The following is a 15,836-nucleotide window of genomic DNA, read 5'->3' as shown; positions in this document are numbered from 1 at the left end:
GGGCCGGCAACCCCCCCACCCCCCCCCCGGGCCGCCCGCGCGCACCCGCCGGCCCGCCCCCGCGGGGGCGGGCGGCCGGCCTGATCGGGCGCCGGGGAGGCGGTCAGCAGGACAGGTTGCCGCCGGGGGCGACGCCGAGGATCTGGGTGAAGCGCTGGTAGGCGTCGACCCGGCTCTGCACCTGGCCCGGGTTGCCGCCGTTGCACTCCAGGCTGCCGTTGATGCTGCGGATGGTCTCGCCGAACCCGCGGCTGTTGACCATGGCGTCGTGCGGGGTCATGGTGCCGGGGCCGTTCTGGGTCATCCAGTACCACAGCGCGGTCTTCCAGGCCACGGACGCGTTCCGTTCCACCTGCCAGGGGTCGTTCAGCAGGTTGATGCCGAGGGCGTCGCCGGCGGCCTTGTAGTTGAAGTTCCAGCTCAGCTGGATGGGCCCGCGGCCGTAGTAGGCGGCCTGCCCGGCCGGGCAGCCGTAGGGCTGCGTCGCGTCGCAGTAGTGCGGGTAGTTCGCGGTGTTCTGCTCCACGATGTAGACCAGCCCGCCGGTCTCGTGGCTGACGTTGGCCAGGAAGGCGGCGGCCTCCTGCTTCCTGACGGTGGCGGAGCCGGTCCCGGCGAAGGCGGGGAAGGCGGCGATCGCCGTGGTCAGGCCGCTGTAGCTGTAGAAGGAGTTGCGGCCGGGGAACATCTGGTCGAACTGCGCCTGACTCACCACGAAGCCTCCCGGGTCCGGCGGATCGGTGGGCCCGCCGCCGCCGTCGCACGCGTACGGGTCCCAGTACCAGGTGCTGATCACGGGGTCGTAGCCGGGATTGTCGTGGACGGCGATGTAATGGTTGCCGTCGGTGTATCGCACGATGCTGCCGGTGGCGTAGTACCGGCCGGCCACCCAGTTCGGGTGGTCGCAGCCGGGTGTGGGGGTACCGCCGCCGCAGGCGCCCTGGTCGGTCCAGACCGCGGCGGTGCCGGGGGTCTCGTTCTGCGTCCACCACCTGGCCGACCAGTTGTGCCCGCCGCGGGACACCACCGCGCCGCCGTTGTAGGCCGTCGAGGCGTTCCACGGCGTCGCGCACGTGGCCGCCCCGGCCGGCGGGGCCGGCACGACGGCCGACAGGACGCCCGCCACCAGCAGCGCGGCGGCGAACAACGTCAGGCTCCGGCGCACCCCGATCACTTCCCTTCACGAAATCTCTTAAGAAAGTTTCCTAAGAGTTAGCGCGATGGTGGCACGCCGCCAAGGGCCCGGCAAGGCCCAAAGTCAAGCCCGCGGTCAGAGGATCCGCCTGGCCCCGGGCAGCGACCGGACCGCGTACGCCAGCCCCCAGCACAACGGCAGCGACACCGCCAGCACGAGGGCGAACTTGACGATCGCCGCCGCGTGCAGCCCCCGCACCGCCCAGGCCACGGCGACCAGCACCAGCGGGTGGATGACGTAGACCGCGTAGGCGTTGCCGGACAGGAACCTGCCGCGCGGCCCCTGCCGGGCGAACCGCTCCCTGAACAGCACCACCAGGCCGACGATCATGCCGACGGCGAACACGGACTCCCACAGCGCGTTGATCGCGACCGCCACCGGGCCCGTGGTCAGGGCCGCAGGCGGCAGCAACACCACGCTCGCCACGCCCGCGACGACGAACCCGGCCCGCCCGGCCCGCCTGGGCAGCGCCTCGAACCAGCCGCGCCGGAAGGCGACCACACCGGCCGCGAACATCGCCGCGTACTGCGGCAGGAAGTAGGGCGTGGGCAGCCCGAGCACCGGCACGTACGTGCCCTGCGGCACCGGGATCCGCCACAGGACCGTGACCGCCGCCAGCCCGAGGGTGAACAGCACGACCCCCTTGAGGCTCGGCGCCCCGGCCCCCTGCCCGTCGGACCGGCCCGCCCGCCGCCACCACGCGTAGAGCAGGGCGAAGACGATCAGCACCTCGACGAACCACATCGGCCCCGGGTCCCACGAGACGATGTACCACTTCCAGAACGGCATGCCGTGCTCGCCGATCGTGAGCAGCGGCCGCAGCAGCACGAGGAAGACCAGCAGCGGCACCCCGAGCCTGACCAGCCGGTCGCGGACGAACGCGCGCCCGCCCTTGCGGTCATGGGAGCCGGGGGTGAAGAAGCCGGAGATGAGGAAGAAGAACCCCATGAAGAACGCCTGGTTGAAGACCACCAGGATGTCCAGCGCCGTCCCGGAGGGGTCGGCGGCCGGCTCGTTGTAGTACCACAGCGGGATGTTGCCGTACGTGACGGCGACGTGATGGGCGACGACCAGCGCGGTCAGCAGCACGCGCAGGTTGTCGACGGCGAGCAGTCTGGTCCCGGTCCCGGTCTCTGTCTTCATCGCCTGCATGCCCTCTCGAACAGGTCGGCCAGCTCCGCGGCGTGCGCGTCGAGGTCGTGGTCGGGGTTCGCCACCCAGTAGGCGAACATGTCGTCGATGGCGGAGAAGTGGGTGATGGCCATGACGCGGCGGTCGAAGTCGCGGAACTCGCCGGTGGACTGGCCGTAGGCGTAGATCTGCTCCATCACCTGGTAGAGCTCCTCGCTGGCGTTGACGCCGTAGCGCGGCTCCCCGTCGGCGGTGCGCAGGTTGTAGAAGATCTCGCCGAGGGCCTTGAGCCGGGTGCGGTGTTCGCGCATGTGCTCGGCGACCGCCAGGATGTGCGTACGCACCACCGCGGTGGCCCCTTCGACGCCCTCGATCCGCGCCATGACGTGTGCGGCGATCTCGCCGTAGACGCTGTTGACCACCTCCTCCATCAGCTCTTCCTTGCCGGCGAAGTGGTAGGAGATGACGCCCTTGCTGATGCCCGCGTGCCGGGCGATGCGAGCCAGCGACGCCTGGGCGAACCCGACCTCGGCGATCACCTCCACGGCCGAGGCGATGATCTGCGCCCGCCTGGCCTCCTCGATGAACGAGCGCGCCTTCTGGCCGCCCGACTGATTTTCTGACCGCATGGCCAAAATCTAGCACAGGCGGCCAGAATCGTGCGGGGGGCGGGCATCGCGCGTCGCTCAGGGACCGCGCGGGGCCAGGCATCGTGCGGGGGGACGGGAACCGCGGGAGGTCAGGACAGGCGGCCCCGGTATACCTCCCTGGCCTGGTCCAGCAGGGCGACGTAATCGGCGAGCTGGCCGGGGGTGGTCAGGCGGGCGTGCGACCTGATCAGCTCCTCCAGCAGGTCCAGCCACTCCAGGCACCAGCGCACGTCGTCCCGCCTGGCCACCCGGCGGCCGGCCATGTCCACGTAGACGGGGCTGGTCAGGGCGTAGCCGGTGCCGGTCATGGTGCGCGGGTGCGGGTCGCACACGACCTCGGCCACCACGTACGTCGGCTCGTCCACGCGCAGGTCGGCCGTCACGGTCAGCCGCTCCTCGCCGGGCGGGCGCCGCTCGTCGGCCGGGAGCCGTTCCGCGCCCGCGCGCACGCCCTCGGCCGTACGGACGCGCACGGCGGCCACCTCCGGGCCGATCGCGGTGGCGGTGACGCGGACGTGGTCGCCGGGGCGGGCGTCGATGACGTGGCCGGGGCCGTGCCCGTCCACCGTCAGCTCCAGCCACGGGCCGGTGGTGGCGAACGTGCGGCCCGCCCGTACCGCGTCGGCGAACGCGCGGGCGGTCAGCTCGCCCTCCACCCGGGCGTAGACGCGGGCCCAGCCCGGCGGGTTGGACTGGTTGTCCGAACGCGTGAAGGAGATCATCGAGTCGGTCCCGGCGGTGACGGCGAGCCGGTTGCCGGCGCCGATCAGCCGCCGGTAGACGGCCGCCGTGGACGGGATCGAGGCGTGGGTGAGCACGTCGAGGCTGTCCACCAGGCCGAGCGCGGCGTCGGCGACCAGCTCGCGGGCGGCGCAGTTGCGCGGCACCGGGGAGACGACGGCCCTGGGCGGATCGCCGTCGGCGAGCGGCGTGGCGAAGGGGTGGCTGTAGCCGAGGACCGCGCCGAGGCCGCGCAGCTCCCGCAGCCCTTCGGCGTTCGGCGGCCAGTCGGCGTCGCCGGCGAACCCGGTGTGGAACCGGCCCGGCGCGCGCTCCGGGGCGAACGCGTAGACGTGGCCGAGCAGGTCGTTGCGGTACTCGACGCCCATGCGGGCCAGGTGGGTGGCGTCGGACCAGGGCAGGTCCTCCCCCGCCCAGTGGTCGAGGGCCTCCCGGTCGTAGACGCGCGGCCCGGAGACGTTCCCGGCGAGGAGGTTGAGCACGTGCAGGTCCTCGCCGAGCTGGGCGGCGGCCGCGTCGGCGGGCAGGCCCACCAGGTCGCCGGCCCAGTTGAGGTGGACGTGCAGGTCGCCGCCGTACCAGCCGCGGGCGGCGGCGTCGTACAGGCGTTCCGGGCAGAGCCGGACCAGGCGTTCCTCGCCCGGGGCCAGGGCGAGGTCCAGGGTGGACTCGGCGTACTCCATGCCCCGGGTGACGATGATCGTCAGCGGTTCGGCCGGGACGTCGAGCGTGCGGCCGTCACCGTGGAAGTAGGGCCTGCCGTGGTAGTCGTGACGGGCCGGGACGCCGGGCGGGTACCAGCCGCGGCCGTCCCGGGAGGCGACGCTCCACCGGCACGGCTCCCCCGCCACCAGAGTGAGCCGGGCGGCGGGCACCGGGCGCAGCAGAGGATCGAGCAGGACGCGCTGCCCGTCGGCCACGATCACGCTGCCGGCGTCCGCCTCGACCAGCCAGGCCCCGTGGGGGGCCAGCTCGCGGCAGGCGTCGTCCACGCTGACCGGGCAGGGGGTGTCGCGGGAGGAGTCGACGAGCAGGAAGATCTTCTCCGCACCGCGCCCGGAGGGCGGCGGCGGGGCCTCAACGGCCTTCGCGGGCCGGGCGTCCGCGACCGGCACCTCGCCCACCCAGCGCGGGCCCGAGGGCGGCTCCCCCGGGGCCAGGACGGTGATCGGCGCTCCCCGCAGCTCGATCCGGTCCGGGCCGACGCGCAACGCGGCCAGGTGCGGCGGCAGCTCGCCGGCGAGGGTGTCGCGCAGCAGCCGGTCGTAGTCGGGCTCGGCGAGGTGGGCGGCCAGCCGGTCGATCGGCTGCCCCTGGTGCAGGCGCCCGGCCTCCTCGAAGGCCAGGCGCCAGAACGTGCCGAACAGCGAGGGCGGCAGCACCCTGCGCCGGGCGAAGAACTTCACGTAGTGGATCTCCGGCTCGCCCCAGGTGATGCCGTGCTCGGCCAGCAGGCGACCGTACTCCTCCAGGGCCCCCGCGACCGTTTCGGGCAGCATCGGTTCCGCACACATCTGCGCTTCTCCCCACGTCGGTTGCGCGACATCGTGACATGTCCCGCTCAAGCCGTCGGATCGGAGATGACGCTGCGGATACGGATATTTCTCCCCCGGGCGCAAGTCTGTTCCTCCGGGGAGTGGAGAGCTCCCGGCGACCGCCGCCGGACGTCAGGGCCGCTTGAACACCGACAGCAGGCGGTCGGCGGCGAGCGCCGGGGTCAGCTCCCCCGCCAGCACCTCCCGCTCGACGTCCGCCGTGATCGCCGCCACCTCGGGGTCGTGGCGCAGCTCGGCGAGCAGGCGGTCGCGGACCAGCGTCCAGGTCCACTGCACCTGCTGGCGGCGGCGCTTGGCGGCCAGGTCCAGCGAGTCCTGATGGGCCAGGACCCGCCGCCACAGCTCCTCCAGGCCGTCCCCGGTGAGCCCGCTGCAGGTCAGGACGGGCGGCGGCCCCGACGGCGAACGCGGGTCCGAACGCAACATGCGCAGGGCTCCGGCCAGCTCCCTGGCCGCCTTCCTGGCCGCGAGCTCGTACTCGCCGTCGGCCTTGTTGACCGCGATCACGTCGGCCAGCTCCAGCACGCCCTTCTTGATCCCCTGGAGCTGGTCGCCGGTGCGGGCCAGGGTGAGCAGCAGGAAGGTGTCCACCATGTCGGCCACGGCGGTCTCCGACTGCCCGACCCCGACGGTCTCGACCAGCACCACGTCGAACCCGGCGGCCTCCACCACGACCATGGCCTCCCTGGTCGCCTTCGTGACGCCGCCGAGCGTGCCGGAGGTCGGCGACGGGCGGATGAACGCGGCCGGATCGGCCGACAGCCGGGCCATCCGGGTCTTGTCGCCGAGGATGCTGCCGCCCGTCCTGGTCGAGGAGGGGTCGACGGCCAGCACGGCCACCTGGTGCCCCTGGCCGGTGAGGTACGTGCCGAGCGCGTCGATGAACGTGGACTTGCCCACGCCGGGCACGCCCGAGACGCCGACCCGGCGGGCCCGGCCGGACAGCGGGGTGAGCTCGACGAGCAGCCGCTGGGCCAGCGCCATGTGGTCCGGTCTGGTCGACTCGACCAGGGTGATCGCGCGGGCGATCCACGTACGGGAGCCTGCCCGTACGCCTTGGGCGTAGTCCTCCAGCGAGCGCACGCGGTTCACCCCTTTCTTCTCATTGATCAGCCTAACTTCTGACAAGTCCGGTTATTTGCCAGTAAGGTGCTGGAGTTCTGATCACAGCCGTCACAGGAGTCACTCCCCTCATGCCCAACGTCGAACCCCTCCGCGAGGGCGACCCGGCGGCGGTGGGACCCTACCGGCTGGCCGGGCGGCTCGGCGCGGGCGGCCACGGTGTCGTCTACCTCGCCCGCGGGCGCGACGGCGGTCCGGTGGCCGTCAAGGTGCTCGCCGAGGGCGTCATCGCCGGTGAGCCGTTCGCCAGGGAGATCGCCGCCGCGCGTGCCGTGGCACCGTCCTGCGTCGCGCGGGTGCTCGACGCCTCGGTCAGGGGCCGGCCGTACGTCGTGACCGAGTACGTGGACGGGCCCTCCCTCCAGGAGGCCGGCGCGCTGCGCGGCGCGGAGGAGCTGCGGCGGCTGGCGGTGACGACCGCGACGGCGCTGGCCGACGCGCACCGGGCGGGCGTCGCGCACCGCGACTTCAAGCCGTCGAACGTGCTGCTCGGGCCGGACGGTCCGCGGGTGACCGACCTCGGCGTCTCGGCGGCGTTCGGGACGGGGGTGAGCGCGACCGGCGCCATCACGGGCACGCCCGCGTACATGGCGCCCGAGCAGCTCTCGGGGCAGGAGGCGGGCGCGCCCGCGGACGTGTTCGCGTGGGCGTCGGTGATCGTCTTCGCGGCGACGGGGATGCCGCCGTTCGGCGAGGACTCGCTGCCGGCGGTCATCAATCGCATCCTGCACGACGAACCCCGCACCGGCGACCTGCCGCAGCCGCTGCTCGGCGTGGTCCTCGCCGGCCTGGCCAAGGACCCCACCCGCCGCCCGCCCATGGCCGACGTCCTCCGCCACCTGCTCACCATCTCCTCGGCCACCTCCGCCCCCTCGCCCCACCCGTCACCGTCGGGCCCCCCGGCCCGCCCGGCGCCCTCCGGCCCCTCGCCCCACCTGGCACCCTCCGGAACTCCGACCCGCCCGACGCCCTCCGCCGGGGCGTCGGCGCGCCCGGCGGGCGCCGGGGGGCCGGATGCCGCGTCGGGGACCGCCGGGCTGCGCCTGGTCGCGGGCACGCCGCCCCTCCCCCACGGGGGACCCCCGGGACCGCAGACCCCGGCCCCGGCTCCCACCCCGGCCCCGGCCGCGGCCGCGCAGGCCGCCGAGCCGGGGGCCGCGCCCACGGTCAGGGTGCGGCGGCGGGTGAAGACGGCGATGGTCGCCGGGGTCTCCGGGGTGTCCGTGCTGGTGTTGTCGGGCGCGATCGTCTGGCTCACTCCCTCGACGCCCACGCCCAAGGCCACCCACGTGGCCGACGTGACCACCGCCCCCACCCCAGCACCCACCCCCGCCACCACGACCTCCCCCACGCGACGCCCGCGGCACACCCGCTCCCCCGTCCCCGGGCCGCGGGAGGAGAGCACCGCCGGCACCACCCCGGCCCCCGACCGCCTCACCCTGGCCCCCCTGCGCCCGTCCGGCGGCACCAGGAACGGCGACTGCTGGGACGGCACGGTACGGCTCCAGGCGGCGGTGACCAGGACCGGCGACCCGATCACCCTCCGGTACACCTGGATCGTCGACGGCACGGTCACCGCCCGCTCCTCGGCAACGGTCGCCGAGAACGGCCCCCGGCAGCTGACCTCGCCGACCGCGCTGACGGACGCCGGCCCCCACAGCGTCACGCTACGGATCACCGCGCCGGTCGCCCGCCGGCGCACCATCGCCGTCACCATCTGCGACGACGCCCTCTGAGCCGGGCGAGCCGCCCCGAGGGTCAGGGGCGGCCGGTGAGCGTCCGGAGCAGGTCGAGGGCGGCGTCGGCGATCACCGTGCCCGGCGGGAAGATGGCGGCGGCGCCGGCGGCGCGCAGCTCGTCGTGGTCGCCCGGCGGGATGACGCCGCCCACCACGATCATGATGTCCCCGGCGTCGAGGTCGGCCAGGGCGCTCCGGAGCGCGGGCACCAGCGTGAGGTGCCCGGCCGCCAGCGACGAGACGCCCACGATGTGCACGTCGGCCTCGACCGCCTGCCTGGCCACCTCTTCCGGCGTCTGGAACAGCGGGCCGACGTCGACGTCGAAGCCCAGGTCGGCGAAGGCGGTGGCGATCACCTTCTGGCCCCGGTCGTGGCCGTCCTGGCCCATCTTGGCGACCAGGATGCGCGGGCGGCGGCCCTCGTCCCGCTCGAAGTCGGCGCAGGCGCGGCGGACGCGCTCGATGGCCTCGACGGGGCCGGACTCGTCGCGGTACACACCCGAGATGGTACGCACCTGCTCGGCGTGCCGGCCGAACACCCGCTCCAGGGCGTCGGAGATCTCACCGACGGTGGCCTTGGCGCGGGCGGCGTCCACGGCCAGCTTGAGCAGGTTGGCCTCCAGGCCCGGCGCGGGGTTCTCGGCGGCCTTGGTGAGCGCGTCGAGCGCGCGCTGCACGGCCTCGCCGTCGCGTTCGGCCCGGAGCCGGGCCAGCTTGTCGAGCTGCTGGGCGCGTACGGCGCTGTTGTCGACCTTGAGCACCTCGATGGGCTCGTCGTCGGCGGCGCGGTACTTGTTGACCCCGATGACCGGCTGGCGGCCGGAGTCGATGCGGGCCTGGGTACGGGCCGCGGCCTCCTCGATGCGCAGCTTGGGCAGGCCCGCCTCGATGGCCCTGGCCATGCCGCCGGCCGCCTCGACCTCCTCGATGTGGGCCCAGGCGCGCTCGGCGAGGTCGTGGGTGAGCCGCTCGACGTAGTAGGAGCCGCCCCAGGGATCGATCACCTGGGTGGTGCCCGACTCCTGCTGCAGGAGCAGCTGGGTGTTGCGGGCGATGCGGGCCGAGAAGTCGGTGGGCAGCGCGAGCGCCTCGTCGAGGGCGTTGGTGTGCAGCGACTGGGTGTGGCCCTGGGTGGCGGCCATGGCCTCGACGCAGGTGCGGGCGACGTTGTTGAAGACGTCCTGGGCGGTGAGCGACCAGCCGGAGGTCTGGCTGTGCGTACGCAGGCTCAGCGACTTGGGGTTGGCCGCCCCGAACCGCGACACCAGCTTGGCCCACAGCAGCCGGGCGGCGCGCAGCTTGGCGACCTCCATGAAGAAGTTCATGCCGATGCACCAGAAGAACGACAGCCGGGGGGCGAACCGGTCGACGTCCATCCCGGCAGCGATCCCGGCGCGCAGGTACTCGACGCCGTCGGCGAGGGTGTAGGCGAGTTCGAGGTCGCAGGTCGCCCCGGCTTCCTGGATGTGATACCCAGAGATGCTGATCGAGTTGAATTTCGGCATCTTTTCGCTCGTATAAGCGAAAATATCCGAAATTATGCGCATCGAGGGGGCCGGCGGATAGATGTAGGTGTTGCGGACCATGAACTCCTTGAGGATGTCGTTCTGGATGGTCCCGGCCAGTTCCTCCGGCGCGACGCCCTGTTCCTCGGCCGCCACGATGTACATCGCGAGCACGGGCAGCACCGCGCCGTTCATGGTCATCGACACCGACATGCGGTCGAGCGGGATGCCGTCGAAGAGCTGCCGCATGTCGTAGATGGAGTCGATCGCCACCCCGGCCATGCCCACGTCGCCGGCCACGCGCGGGTGGTCGGAGTCGTAGCCCCGGTGCGTGGCCAGGTCGAAGGCGACCGACAGGCCCTTCTGCCCGGCCGCCAGGTTGCGCCGGTAGAAGGCGTTGGAGTCCTCAGCCGTGGAGAAGCCCGCGTACTGGCGGATCGTCCACGGCTGGTTGACGTACATGGTGGGGTAGGGCCCGCGCAGGTACGGGGCCGCGCCGGGATAGGTGCGCAGGAAGTCGAGCCCGTCGAGGTCGGCGGCCGTGTAGAGCGGCTTGACCCCGATGCCCTCCGGCGTCTCCCACACCTCGCCCCCGGGGACGGCCTCCGCGCCGGAGCCGGCCCCCGGCCCGAGCGGGACGCCCGAGAAGTCGGGGATCATCGCAGCACCTCCAGGTCCTCGAACGTCTGACGGAGCACGGCGAGCGCGTCGCACCCCGCGTAGAGGCAGGCGTCCACGCCCTCGTAGTCTCCCTTCCCCGCCAGCCAGACACGTCTCGCCCCCGCGTGCCGCAGGGCGGCGGCCACGGCGCGGGCGTGCTGGGCGTACAGCTTGTCGGTGGAGCACAGGCAGGCGACGGCGGCGCCGCTCACGGCGAAGGCGGTGGCGATCTGCTCGGGGTCGGCGCCCGGCCCGGCGGTCTCGGTGGCCAGGCCGCCGGCGTGGAACAGGTTGGCGGCGAAGGAGGCCCGCGCGGTGTGCGCGGCGACCGGCCCGATGGTGGCCAGGAACACCTTGGGACGCTCGGGCAGGGCGTCGGCGACGTCGCGCAGCGCCTCGAACTCCTGGGCGTAGCGGGCCACGGGCCGCCCGGCGGGGGCGGGTGGCCGGCGCAGCGGCTTCTCGCCGGGGTCGGGGAACTCGCTGACGCCGGTGATCGGGAAGCGCCGGTGGGCGATGTCGTCGTCGCGGCGGGCCCGGGTGGCGGCGACGCGCCGCTCGATCAGCTCGCCGGCGGCCGCCACGCCGCCGGCGGCCTCGATCTCCTGGAACCACGCCCAAGCGCGTTCGGCCAGGTCTGCGGTGCGGCGCTCGACGTACCAGGAGCCGCCGGCGGGGTCGGCCACCCGCCCGATCCCCGACTCCTCCAGCAGCAGCGACTGCGTGTTGCGGGCGATGCGCCGGGAGAAGGCGTCGGGCAGGCCGAGCGCGGCGTCGAACGGCTGCACGGTGACCGCCTCCGCCCCGCCGACGCCCGCCGCGAAGCAGGCCAGGGTGGTGCGCAGCATGTTCACCCAGGGGTCGCGGGCGGTCATCATGGCCGCGCTGGTGACGGCGTGCTGGCGCTGGCCGCCGTGCTCGGCGGCGCCGCACACCTCGGCCACCCTGGCCCACAACCGGCGCGCCGCGCGCAGCTTGGCGATGGTGGCGAACTGGTCGGCGGTGGCGGCGTACCGGAAGTCGATCTGGCCTAGCGCTTGCTCAACCGTGAGGCCGGCGCCGGTGAGCGTGCGCAATTCGGCCACGCCCCGGGCGATCGAGCAGCCCAGCTCCTCGGCGTCGGCGGCGCCCGCGTCGTGGTACGGCGTGGCGTCGACCATGACCGCGCGCAGCCCCGGGACCGCGACGCACCGCCCGGCCAGCTCCGCCCCCTCGCCGCCGCTCGCGCCCAGGTTGCCGCTGGGCGTGACGCCCTTGGCGGCGGCCAGGCCGAACAGCGCCTCGGCGGCCTCCCGCGTGCGCTCCCCCGCCTCCAGCACGATCGGGGCCAGGTCGAGGTAGACGTCCTTCAGCACGGCGGGCAGCGCGTCCACCGGGATCGCGCCGTCGCCGACGACCAGCCAGAGCGAGGTGACGCCGTTCTCCAGGTCGGCCAGCACCGCCTCGGGATCGGCCACGGCGTGCCGCTGCCGGACGTCCCAGCCCGGCCGCGCCCGCGCCCCCCGCGTGAACGGCGGCGCGCCCGGCAGCCCCGGATCGCCCGGCAGGTCGCCCGCGTCGTAGAGCGGCGCGACCGGCACGCCGTCGTAGGTCGGGCTGGACAGCGCCTCCTCGGGCGAGCCCGCCTCGACCCCCGACTTGCGCAGGACCTCGACCGCCAGCCTCCGCCAGTCGTCACGAGTGGTGGGAGGAAAGCCCGCTGCCAGTTCCATGCAACGGATAGTAGGCGCTGCCCGGCCGCCGCAGTAATCCGGGGGTTACCCGTCAGCCGTCGGCGCCTCCCAGGCCAGCCTCCACGTGAGCGGGCCCACGATCCCGTCGTCCTCGACGCCCTGCTCGCGCTGGAACTCGCGGCACGCGTCGCGGGACCGGCCGCCGTACGCGCCGTCGACGGTCAGGTCGTAGCCGCGCTTGTTCATCTGCCGCTGCCAGGTGCGCACGTCCTCGCCCTCCATGACCGGCGGGTACTTCAGCAACCGGCCGGGGAAGGGCGGCGCGCCCTTGGGCGGCGGGGTGGTGCCACCGCCGGGGCGGGGCGCGCCGCGCTTGATCCAGGCGTACAGGGGGTCGCCGGGGCAGTCGGTCGAGTAGCCGTCGCGGTGGCCCTTGATCTCCTTGCCGGCACCGCCCCGGTCGCGGACGTACTGGACGGCGTCGAGGACGGCCTCGAGCATCGCGTCGGGCGGCTGCACGAGCCCGGCGTTGCCGACCAGCCCGAGCACGGCGTAGTGGCCGGCGTTGAGCCCGGGGCCGTTGGCCGCCGGCAGATGATGCAGCCCCCGCCCCTCGAACACCTTCCGGTGCGGACAGGCGACGAAGCTGTAGCCGAGGTCGATCCAGCCGTTGCCGTCCATGTGGTACGCCTGGATCGATCGCACGAGGGAGACGCAGCCGGCGTGGTCGGACACGATGGCGGGCTCGACCCGGCCGCCGGTGTAGTGGACCTTGACGCCCTTGGTCGAGTCAAGCTGGGTGTAGGCGCCACGGGGCGCGCGGGCCTGCCAGTCGCGGCGTAACACCAGATCGATGTCCACGAGTGCTCTCCGAGAGTAGATATCGGGACGACCGAGCGTAACGCCAGCGAGGTGAACAGGTGCGGGGATCGCGCTATTTCACGGCCTGATCACCCGCCGTTCGGTCACGATCGCGGTGATCAGATCGTGCGGCGTCACGTCGAACGCGGGGTTCAGCGCCTGTGTGCCCTCGGGCGCCAGGCGTACACCTCCGACGGTGAGGAGCTCCTCGGGGTCGCGGTCCTCGATCTCGATGTGGTCGCCGGTCGGGGTGGCGGCGTCGATGGTGGACTCGGGGGCGACCACGATGAACGGCACTCCGGCCCGTTCGGCGCCGAGCGCGAGCGCGTACGAGCCGATCTTGTTGGCGGTGTCGCCGTTGGCGGCTATGCGGTCGGCGCCGATGAGCACCGCGTCCACCTCGCCCTTGGCCAGCAGGTACGGCCCCGCCGAGTCGGCGACCAGCCGGTGCGGCGCGCCCATCCTGGCCAGTTCCCAGGTGGTGAGCCGGGCGCCCTGGAGCAGCGGCCGGGTCTCCAGGGCGAGCACCTCGGCCAGGCGACCGCGTTCGTGCAGGGTCTGGACGACGCCGAGGGCGGTGCCGCGTTCGACGGCGGCCAGGCCGCCGGTGTTGCACACGGTCATGATCCGCAGCCGGTCGCCCTCCAGCAGGCCGGCACCGCGCTCGCCCATGGCCAGGCAGGCGGCGATGTCGTCGTCGCGGATCCGCAACGCGGCCGCCAGCACCGCCTGCCGGCCCTTGTCCAGGTGGGCGGCGGCCTGGTCGACGCCCCAGGCCAGGTTGGCGGCGGTCGGGCGGGCCGCGCGCAGCTCGGCGATCTGGCCGAGGTCGCCGTCGGCGAGCACGACGCCGAGCGCGCCGGCCACGCCGAGCGCGGGGGCGCCGCGCACGGCCAGCCGCCTGATCGCCGCGACGAGCTCGGCCACGGTCTCGACGCGCAGCCGCACGCACCGGCCGGGCAGCAGGGTCTGGTCCACGAGCTCGATGGCGTCGCCGGCCCAGTCGATGGTCCTCACGCCGCACACGGTAACCCACGGCTCCCGGGCCGGGCCGCGGGGTCAGCGTTCGGCCAGGACGATCACCGAGTCCTGCCGGCCGAGGACGACGGTGTCGCTCTTGGCGGGGTTCAGCACGATGCCGTAGTGCGGCGGGACGTTCCTGAAGACGTTGTCGCGGTAGCCGATCGCGGTCTCGCCCCTGCGCCGGGCCGCCTCGACGATGGTGGCGAAGGTGACCTCGGCGCCGGTCCCGACGTAGGAGGCGGCGGGCCTGGGGTAGATCTCCGAGCCGTGCGAGTCGAACAGGTAGCCGAACACGTCGGCGAGGTGCCGGTTCTCGGCGAGCTGGGCCAGCAGAAGGCCGATGACGGTGTCGCTGATGACGATGTCGTCGGCCTCGGTGACCTCGGCGAGCGCCCGGTTGCCCTCGTCGTGCATCTCGCTGACGATCGAGTAGTGCTCGCCGAGCGTGCTCTGCATGTCGCGGAGCTGGAGCAGGGTCATGAGCGTGCGGGTGTCGGCGTGGTGGGGGTCGAAGCGGTCGTCGGAGAGCACGATGACGTGCTGGTAGAGGCCGACGCCGAGGGATTCCAGCGCGTACCGGTCGGTGGTGTCGCAGTCCTTGACGTTGACGGTGAGGGTGCGCAGCCCGGTCAGGCCGGTGCCGGCCTTGGGGTGGTCGGCGGCGATGTCCAGGACCGAGCCCGGGGAGACGTAGCCGTCCAGGTAGCGCACGATCTGCTCGGCGCGGCCGTTCCAGTTGAGCAGGAGGGTGCGTTCGGGCTCGGACTGCGGGGCGACGGCGGTGGTGACGGCCTGTTCGTCGATCGGGGGCTCGCCGGTGGCGAGGGTGATGTGGGAGTCGTCGTGGGCGATGACGACGATCTGGTCCTTGGCCGTGATGACGGTGTCCATGGGCGGGTTGAGCACGACGCCGGCCGGGCCGCGTAAGCCGATGACGGCGGCGGTCTCGTAGGCGTGCAGGGCCTGGCTGTAGGTGGCGCCGACCAGTTCCTCGTCGGCGCGCAGGTAGATCTCGCCGCCGTCGAAGTTGAGCAGGTCCATGCAGACGACGGACATGCCGGACTGGCGGGAGGACTGCACGATCAGCCGGGAGGCGGTGTCGTCGGAGTCGACGAGGTACACGTCCTCGCCGCCGGCCAGCCGGGCGGCGGCCAGGTTGCGGGCGGAGGCCAGGGCGGCGACCACGGGCGGGTGGGAGCCGGCCCGCTTGGCCAGGGCGAGCAGGATCTTGATGACGTGCGCGTCGGGGTCCTCGCCCTCGGGTGAGAGCACGACGACGGACCTGGCGGCGGTGAGGTTCATCAGGCCGAGGTCGCGCGGCTCCGTGGGACGTCCGGTGCGGCAGACCAGGCGGGTCCTGCCCAGGTCGCCGACGTGCTCGCGGATGTCCTCCTCCATGGCGAGCTTGTCGCGGTCGGCCAGGACGGCGATGACCGAGTTCTTCTGGCTGGCGTGCGCCTTGACGAGCTCGGTGACGATCGTGAACACCTGGTCGGACCAGCCGAGCACCACGGTGTGGCCGGACTCGACGATGCGCGAGCGGCCCCTGCGCAGGCGGTCCACCTTCTGCTTGAGACCGTTGGACAGCAGGCCGACGAGCATGCTGACGATGAAGATGCCGCCGAGCGACCCGGCGAACATGACGGTCATGTAGCCGAACGAGCCCTTGTCGCTGGCGACCTTGCTGGGGGTGAGGGCGTGCATGAGGGCGACCCACAACACCTGCCCCGGGCCGCTGACGCCGTCGGGCTCGTCGGGCGCGAGCCAGAGCGTGAGCGCGGCCACCACGAGGATGAGCGCGACCGACACCACCGCGAGCCAGCCGATGAGCGAGGCCGTCCCCCTGGACATGGTGTTGTCGAACCAGTACCGCACCCGTTCGCGGACCGTGACCCTCGACACTTCCCCGATACCTCCGTGTAAGGAGTGATTTAAACCGACGTCACAAGGTACCGGGCGATCTTGGCTTCCGCATGGCGAG

Annotated in this window: 11 protein-coding genes; 1 reads left to right on the top strand and 10 read right to left on the bottom strand. The window is 73.2% G+C overall.

What is annotated here, in order from left to right; genetic code table 11:
- Window positions 1-103 precede the first annotated feature (103 nt).
- The 5 genes from ABZ444_RS34035 to meaB all read right to left on the bottom strand — a co-directional run bounded on the left by ABZ444_RS34035 (window position 104) and on the right by meaB (window position 6,365).
- The gene (locus ABZ444_RS34035) at window positions 104-1,165 is read right to left on the bottom strand and encodes a glycoside hydrolase family 19 protein (RefSeq protein ID WP_358006001.1); all 1,062 of its coding nucleotides are present in this window, start codon (window positions 1,163-1,165) and stop codon (window positions 104-106) included.
- Between the two features lie 105 nt (window positions 1,166-1,270).
- Window positions 1,271-2,338: an acyltransferase gene (locus ABZ444_RS34030; RefSeq protein ID WP_358005998.1), complete on the bottom strand. Its 1,068-nt coding sequence runs from the start codon at window positions 2,336-2,338 to the stop codon at window positions 1,271-1,273.
- Complete coding sequence (locus tag ABZ444_RS34025) at window positions 2,335-2,955, bottom strand: TetR/AcrR family transcriptional regulator (protein ID WP_358005996.1); 621 nt, start codon at window positions 2,953-2,955, stop codon at window positions 2,335-2,337. Before ABZ444_RS34025 ends, ABZ444_RS34030 begins: the two co-directional genes overlap by 4 nt.
- 110 nt (window positions 2,956-3,065) lie before the next feature.
- Entirely contained in the window at window positions 3,066-5,216 is a 2,151-nt protein-coding gene (locus ABZ444_RS34020) for a CehA/McbA family metallohydrolase (protein ID WP_358005993.1), read from the bottom strand.
- A 168-nt stretch (window positions 5,217-5,384) separates the two neighbouring features.
- The gene (gene meaB, locus ABZ444_RS34015; protein ID WP_358005990.1) at window positions 5,385-6,365 is read right to left on the bottom strand and encodes a methylmalonyl Co-A mutase-associated GTPase MeaB; all 981 of its coding nucleotides are present in this window, start codon (window positions 6,363-6,365) and stop codon (window positions 5,385-5,387) included.
- Window positions 6,366-6,466: 101 nt separating this feature from the next.
- Between meaB and ABZ444_RS34010 the strand changes: the two genes are divergently transcribed.
- Window positions 6,467-8,131 carry a serine/threonine-protein kinase gene (locus ABZ444_RS34010; RefSeq protein ID WP_358005987.1) on the top strand — a complete coding sequence of 555 codons (1,665 nt, stop codon included), beginning with the start codon at window positions 6,467-6,469 and terminating at the stop codon, window positions 8,129-8,131.
- A gap of 22 nt (window positions 8,132-8,153) precedes the next feature.
- Here the strand turns inward: ABZ444_RS34010 and scpA are convergent, their stop codons facing one another.
- From scpA to ABZ444_RS33985, 5 genes are all read right to left on the bottom strand, one after another.
- Complete coding sequence (gene scpA / locus ABZ444_RS34005) at window positions 8,154-10,298, bottom strand: methylmalonyl-CoA mutase (protein ID WP_358005984.1); 2,145 nt, start codon at window positions 10,296-10,298, stop codon at window positions 8,154-8,156.
- Window positions 10,295-12,010, bottom strand: a complete 1,716-nt coding sequence (locus ABZ444_RS34000) for a methylmalonyl-CoA mutase family protein (protein ID WP_358005981.1) — start codon at window positions 12,008-12,010, stop codon at window positions 10,295-10,297. Before ABZ444_RS34000 ends, scpA begins: the two co-directional genes overlap by 4 nt.
- Window positions 12,011-12,055: 45 nt before the next feature.
- Window positions 12,056-12,832, bottom strand: coding sequence for an N-acetylmuramoyl-L-alanine amidase (locus ABZ444_RS33995; RefSeq protein WP_358005978.1), 777 nt, complete (start codon window positions 12,830-12,832; stop codon window positions 12,056-12,058).
- A 78-nt stretch (window positions 12,833-12,910) separates the two neighbouring features.
- On the bottom strand, window positions 12,911-13,849 hold the full coding sequence (gene mtnA, locus ABZ444_RS33990; RefSeq protein WP_358005975.1) for an S-methyl-5-thioribose-1-phosphate isomerase: 939 nt from the start codon (window positions 13,847-13,849) through the stop codon (window positions 12,911-12,913).
- Window positions 13,850-13,891: 42 nt separating this feature from the next.
- On the bottom strand, window positions 13,892-15,757 hold the full coding sequence (locus ABZ444_RS33985; RefSeq protein ID WP_358005972.1) for a potassium transporter TrkA: 1,866 nt from the start codon (window positions 15,755-15,757) through the stop codon (window positions 13,892-13,894).
- Window positions 15,758-15,836: the final 79 nt, after the last annotated feature.

Source organism: Nonomuraea sp. NPDC005730, assembly GCF_040630865.1.
Lineage (GTDB): Bacteria > Actinomycetota > Actinomycetes > Streptosporangiales > Streptosporangiaceae > Nonomuraea.
The sequence above is the reverse complement of the archived record's forward strand: the minus strand, read 5'-3'. Positions and strand labels throughout refer to the sequence as shown.

Bases quoted from the DNA above. Each gene is read 5' to 3' on its own strand.
- ABZ444_RS34010 (WP_358005987.1), top strand. From the start codon at position 6,467: ATGCCCAACGTCGAACCCCTCCGCGAGGGCGACCCGGCGGCGGTGGGA.
- scpA (WP_358005984.1), bottom strand. From the start codon at position 10,298: ATGATCCCCGACTTCTCGGGCGTCCCGCTCGGGCCGGGGGCCGGCTCC.
- ABZ444_RS34020 (WP_358005993.1), bottom strand. From the start codon at position 5,216: ATGCTGCCCGAAACGGTCGCGGGGGCCCTGGAGGAGTACGGTCGCCTG.
- ABZ444_RS34000 (WP_358005981.1), bottom strand. From the start codon at position 12,010: ATGGAACTGGCAGCGGGCTTTCCTCCCACCACTCGTGACGACTGGCGG.
- ABZ444_RS34025 (WP_358005996.1), bottom strand. From the start codon at position 2,955: ATGCGGTCAGAAAATCAGTCGGGCGGCCAGAAGGCGCGCTCGTTCATC.
- ABZ444_RS34030 (WP_358005998.1), bottom strand. From the start codon at position 2,338: ATGAAGACAGAGACCGGGACCGGGACCAGACTGCTCGCCGTCGACAAC.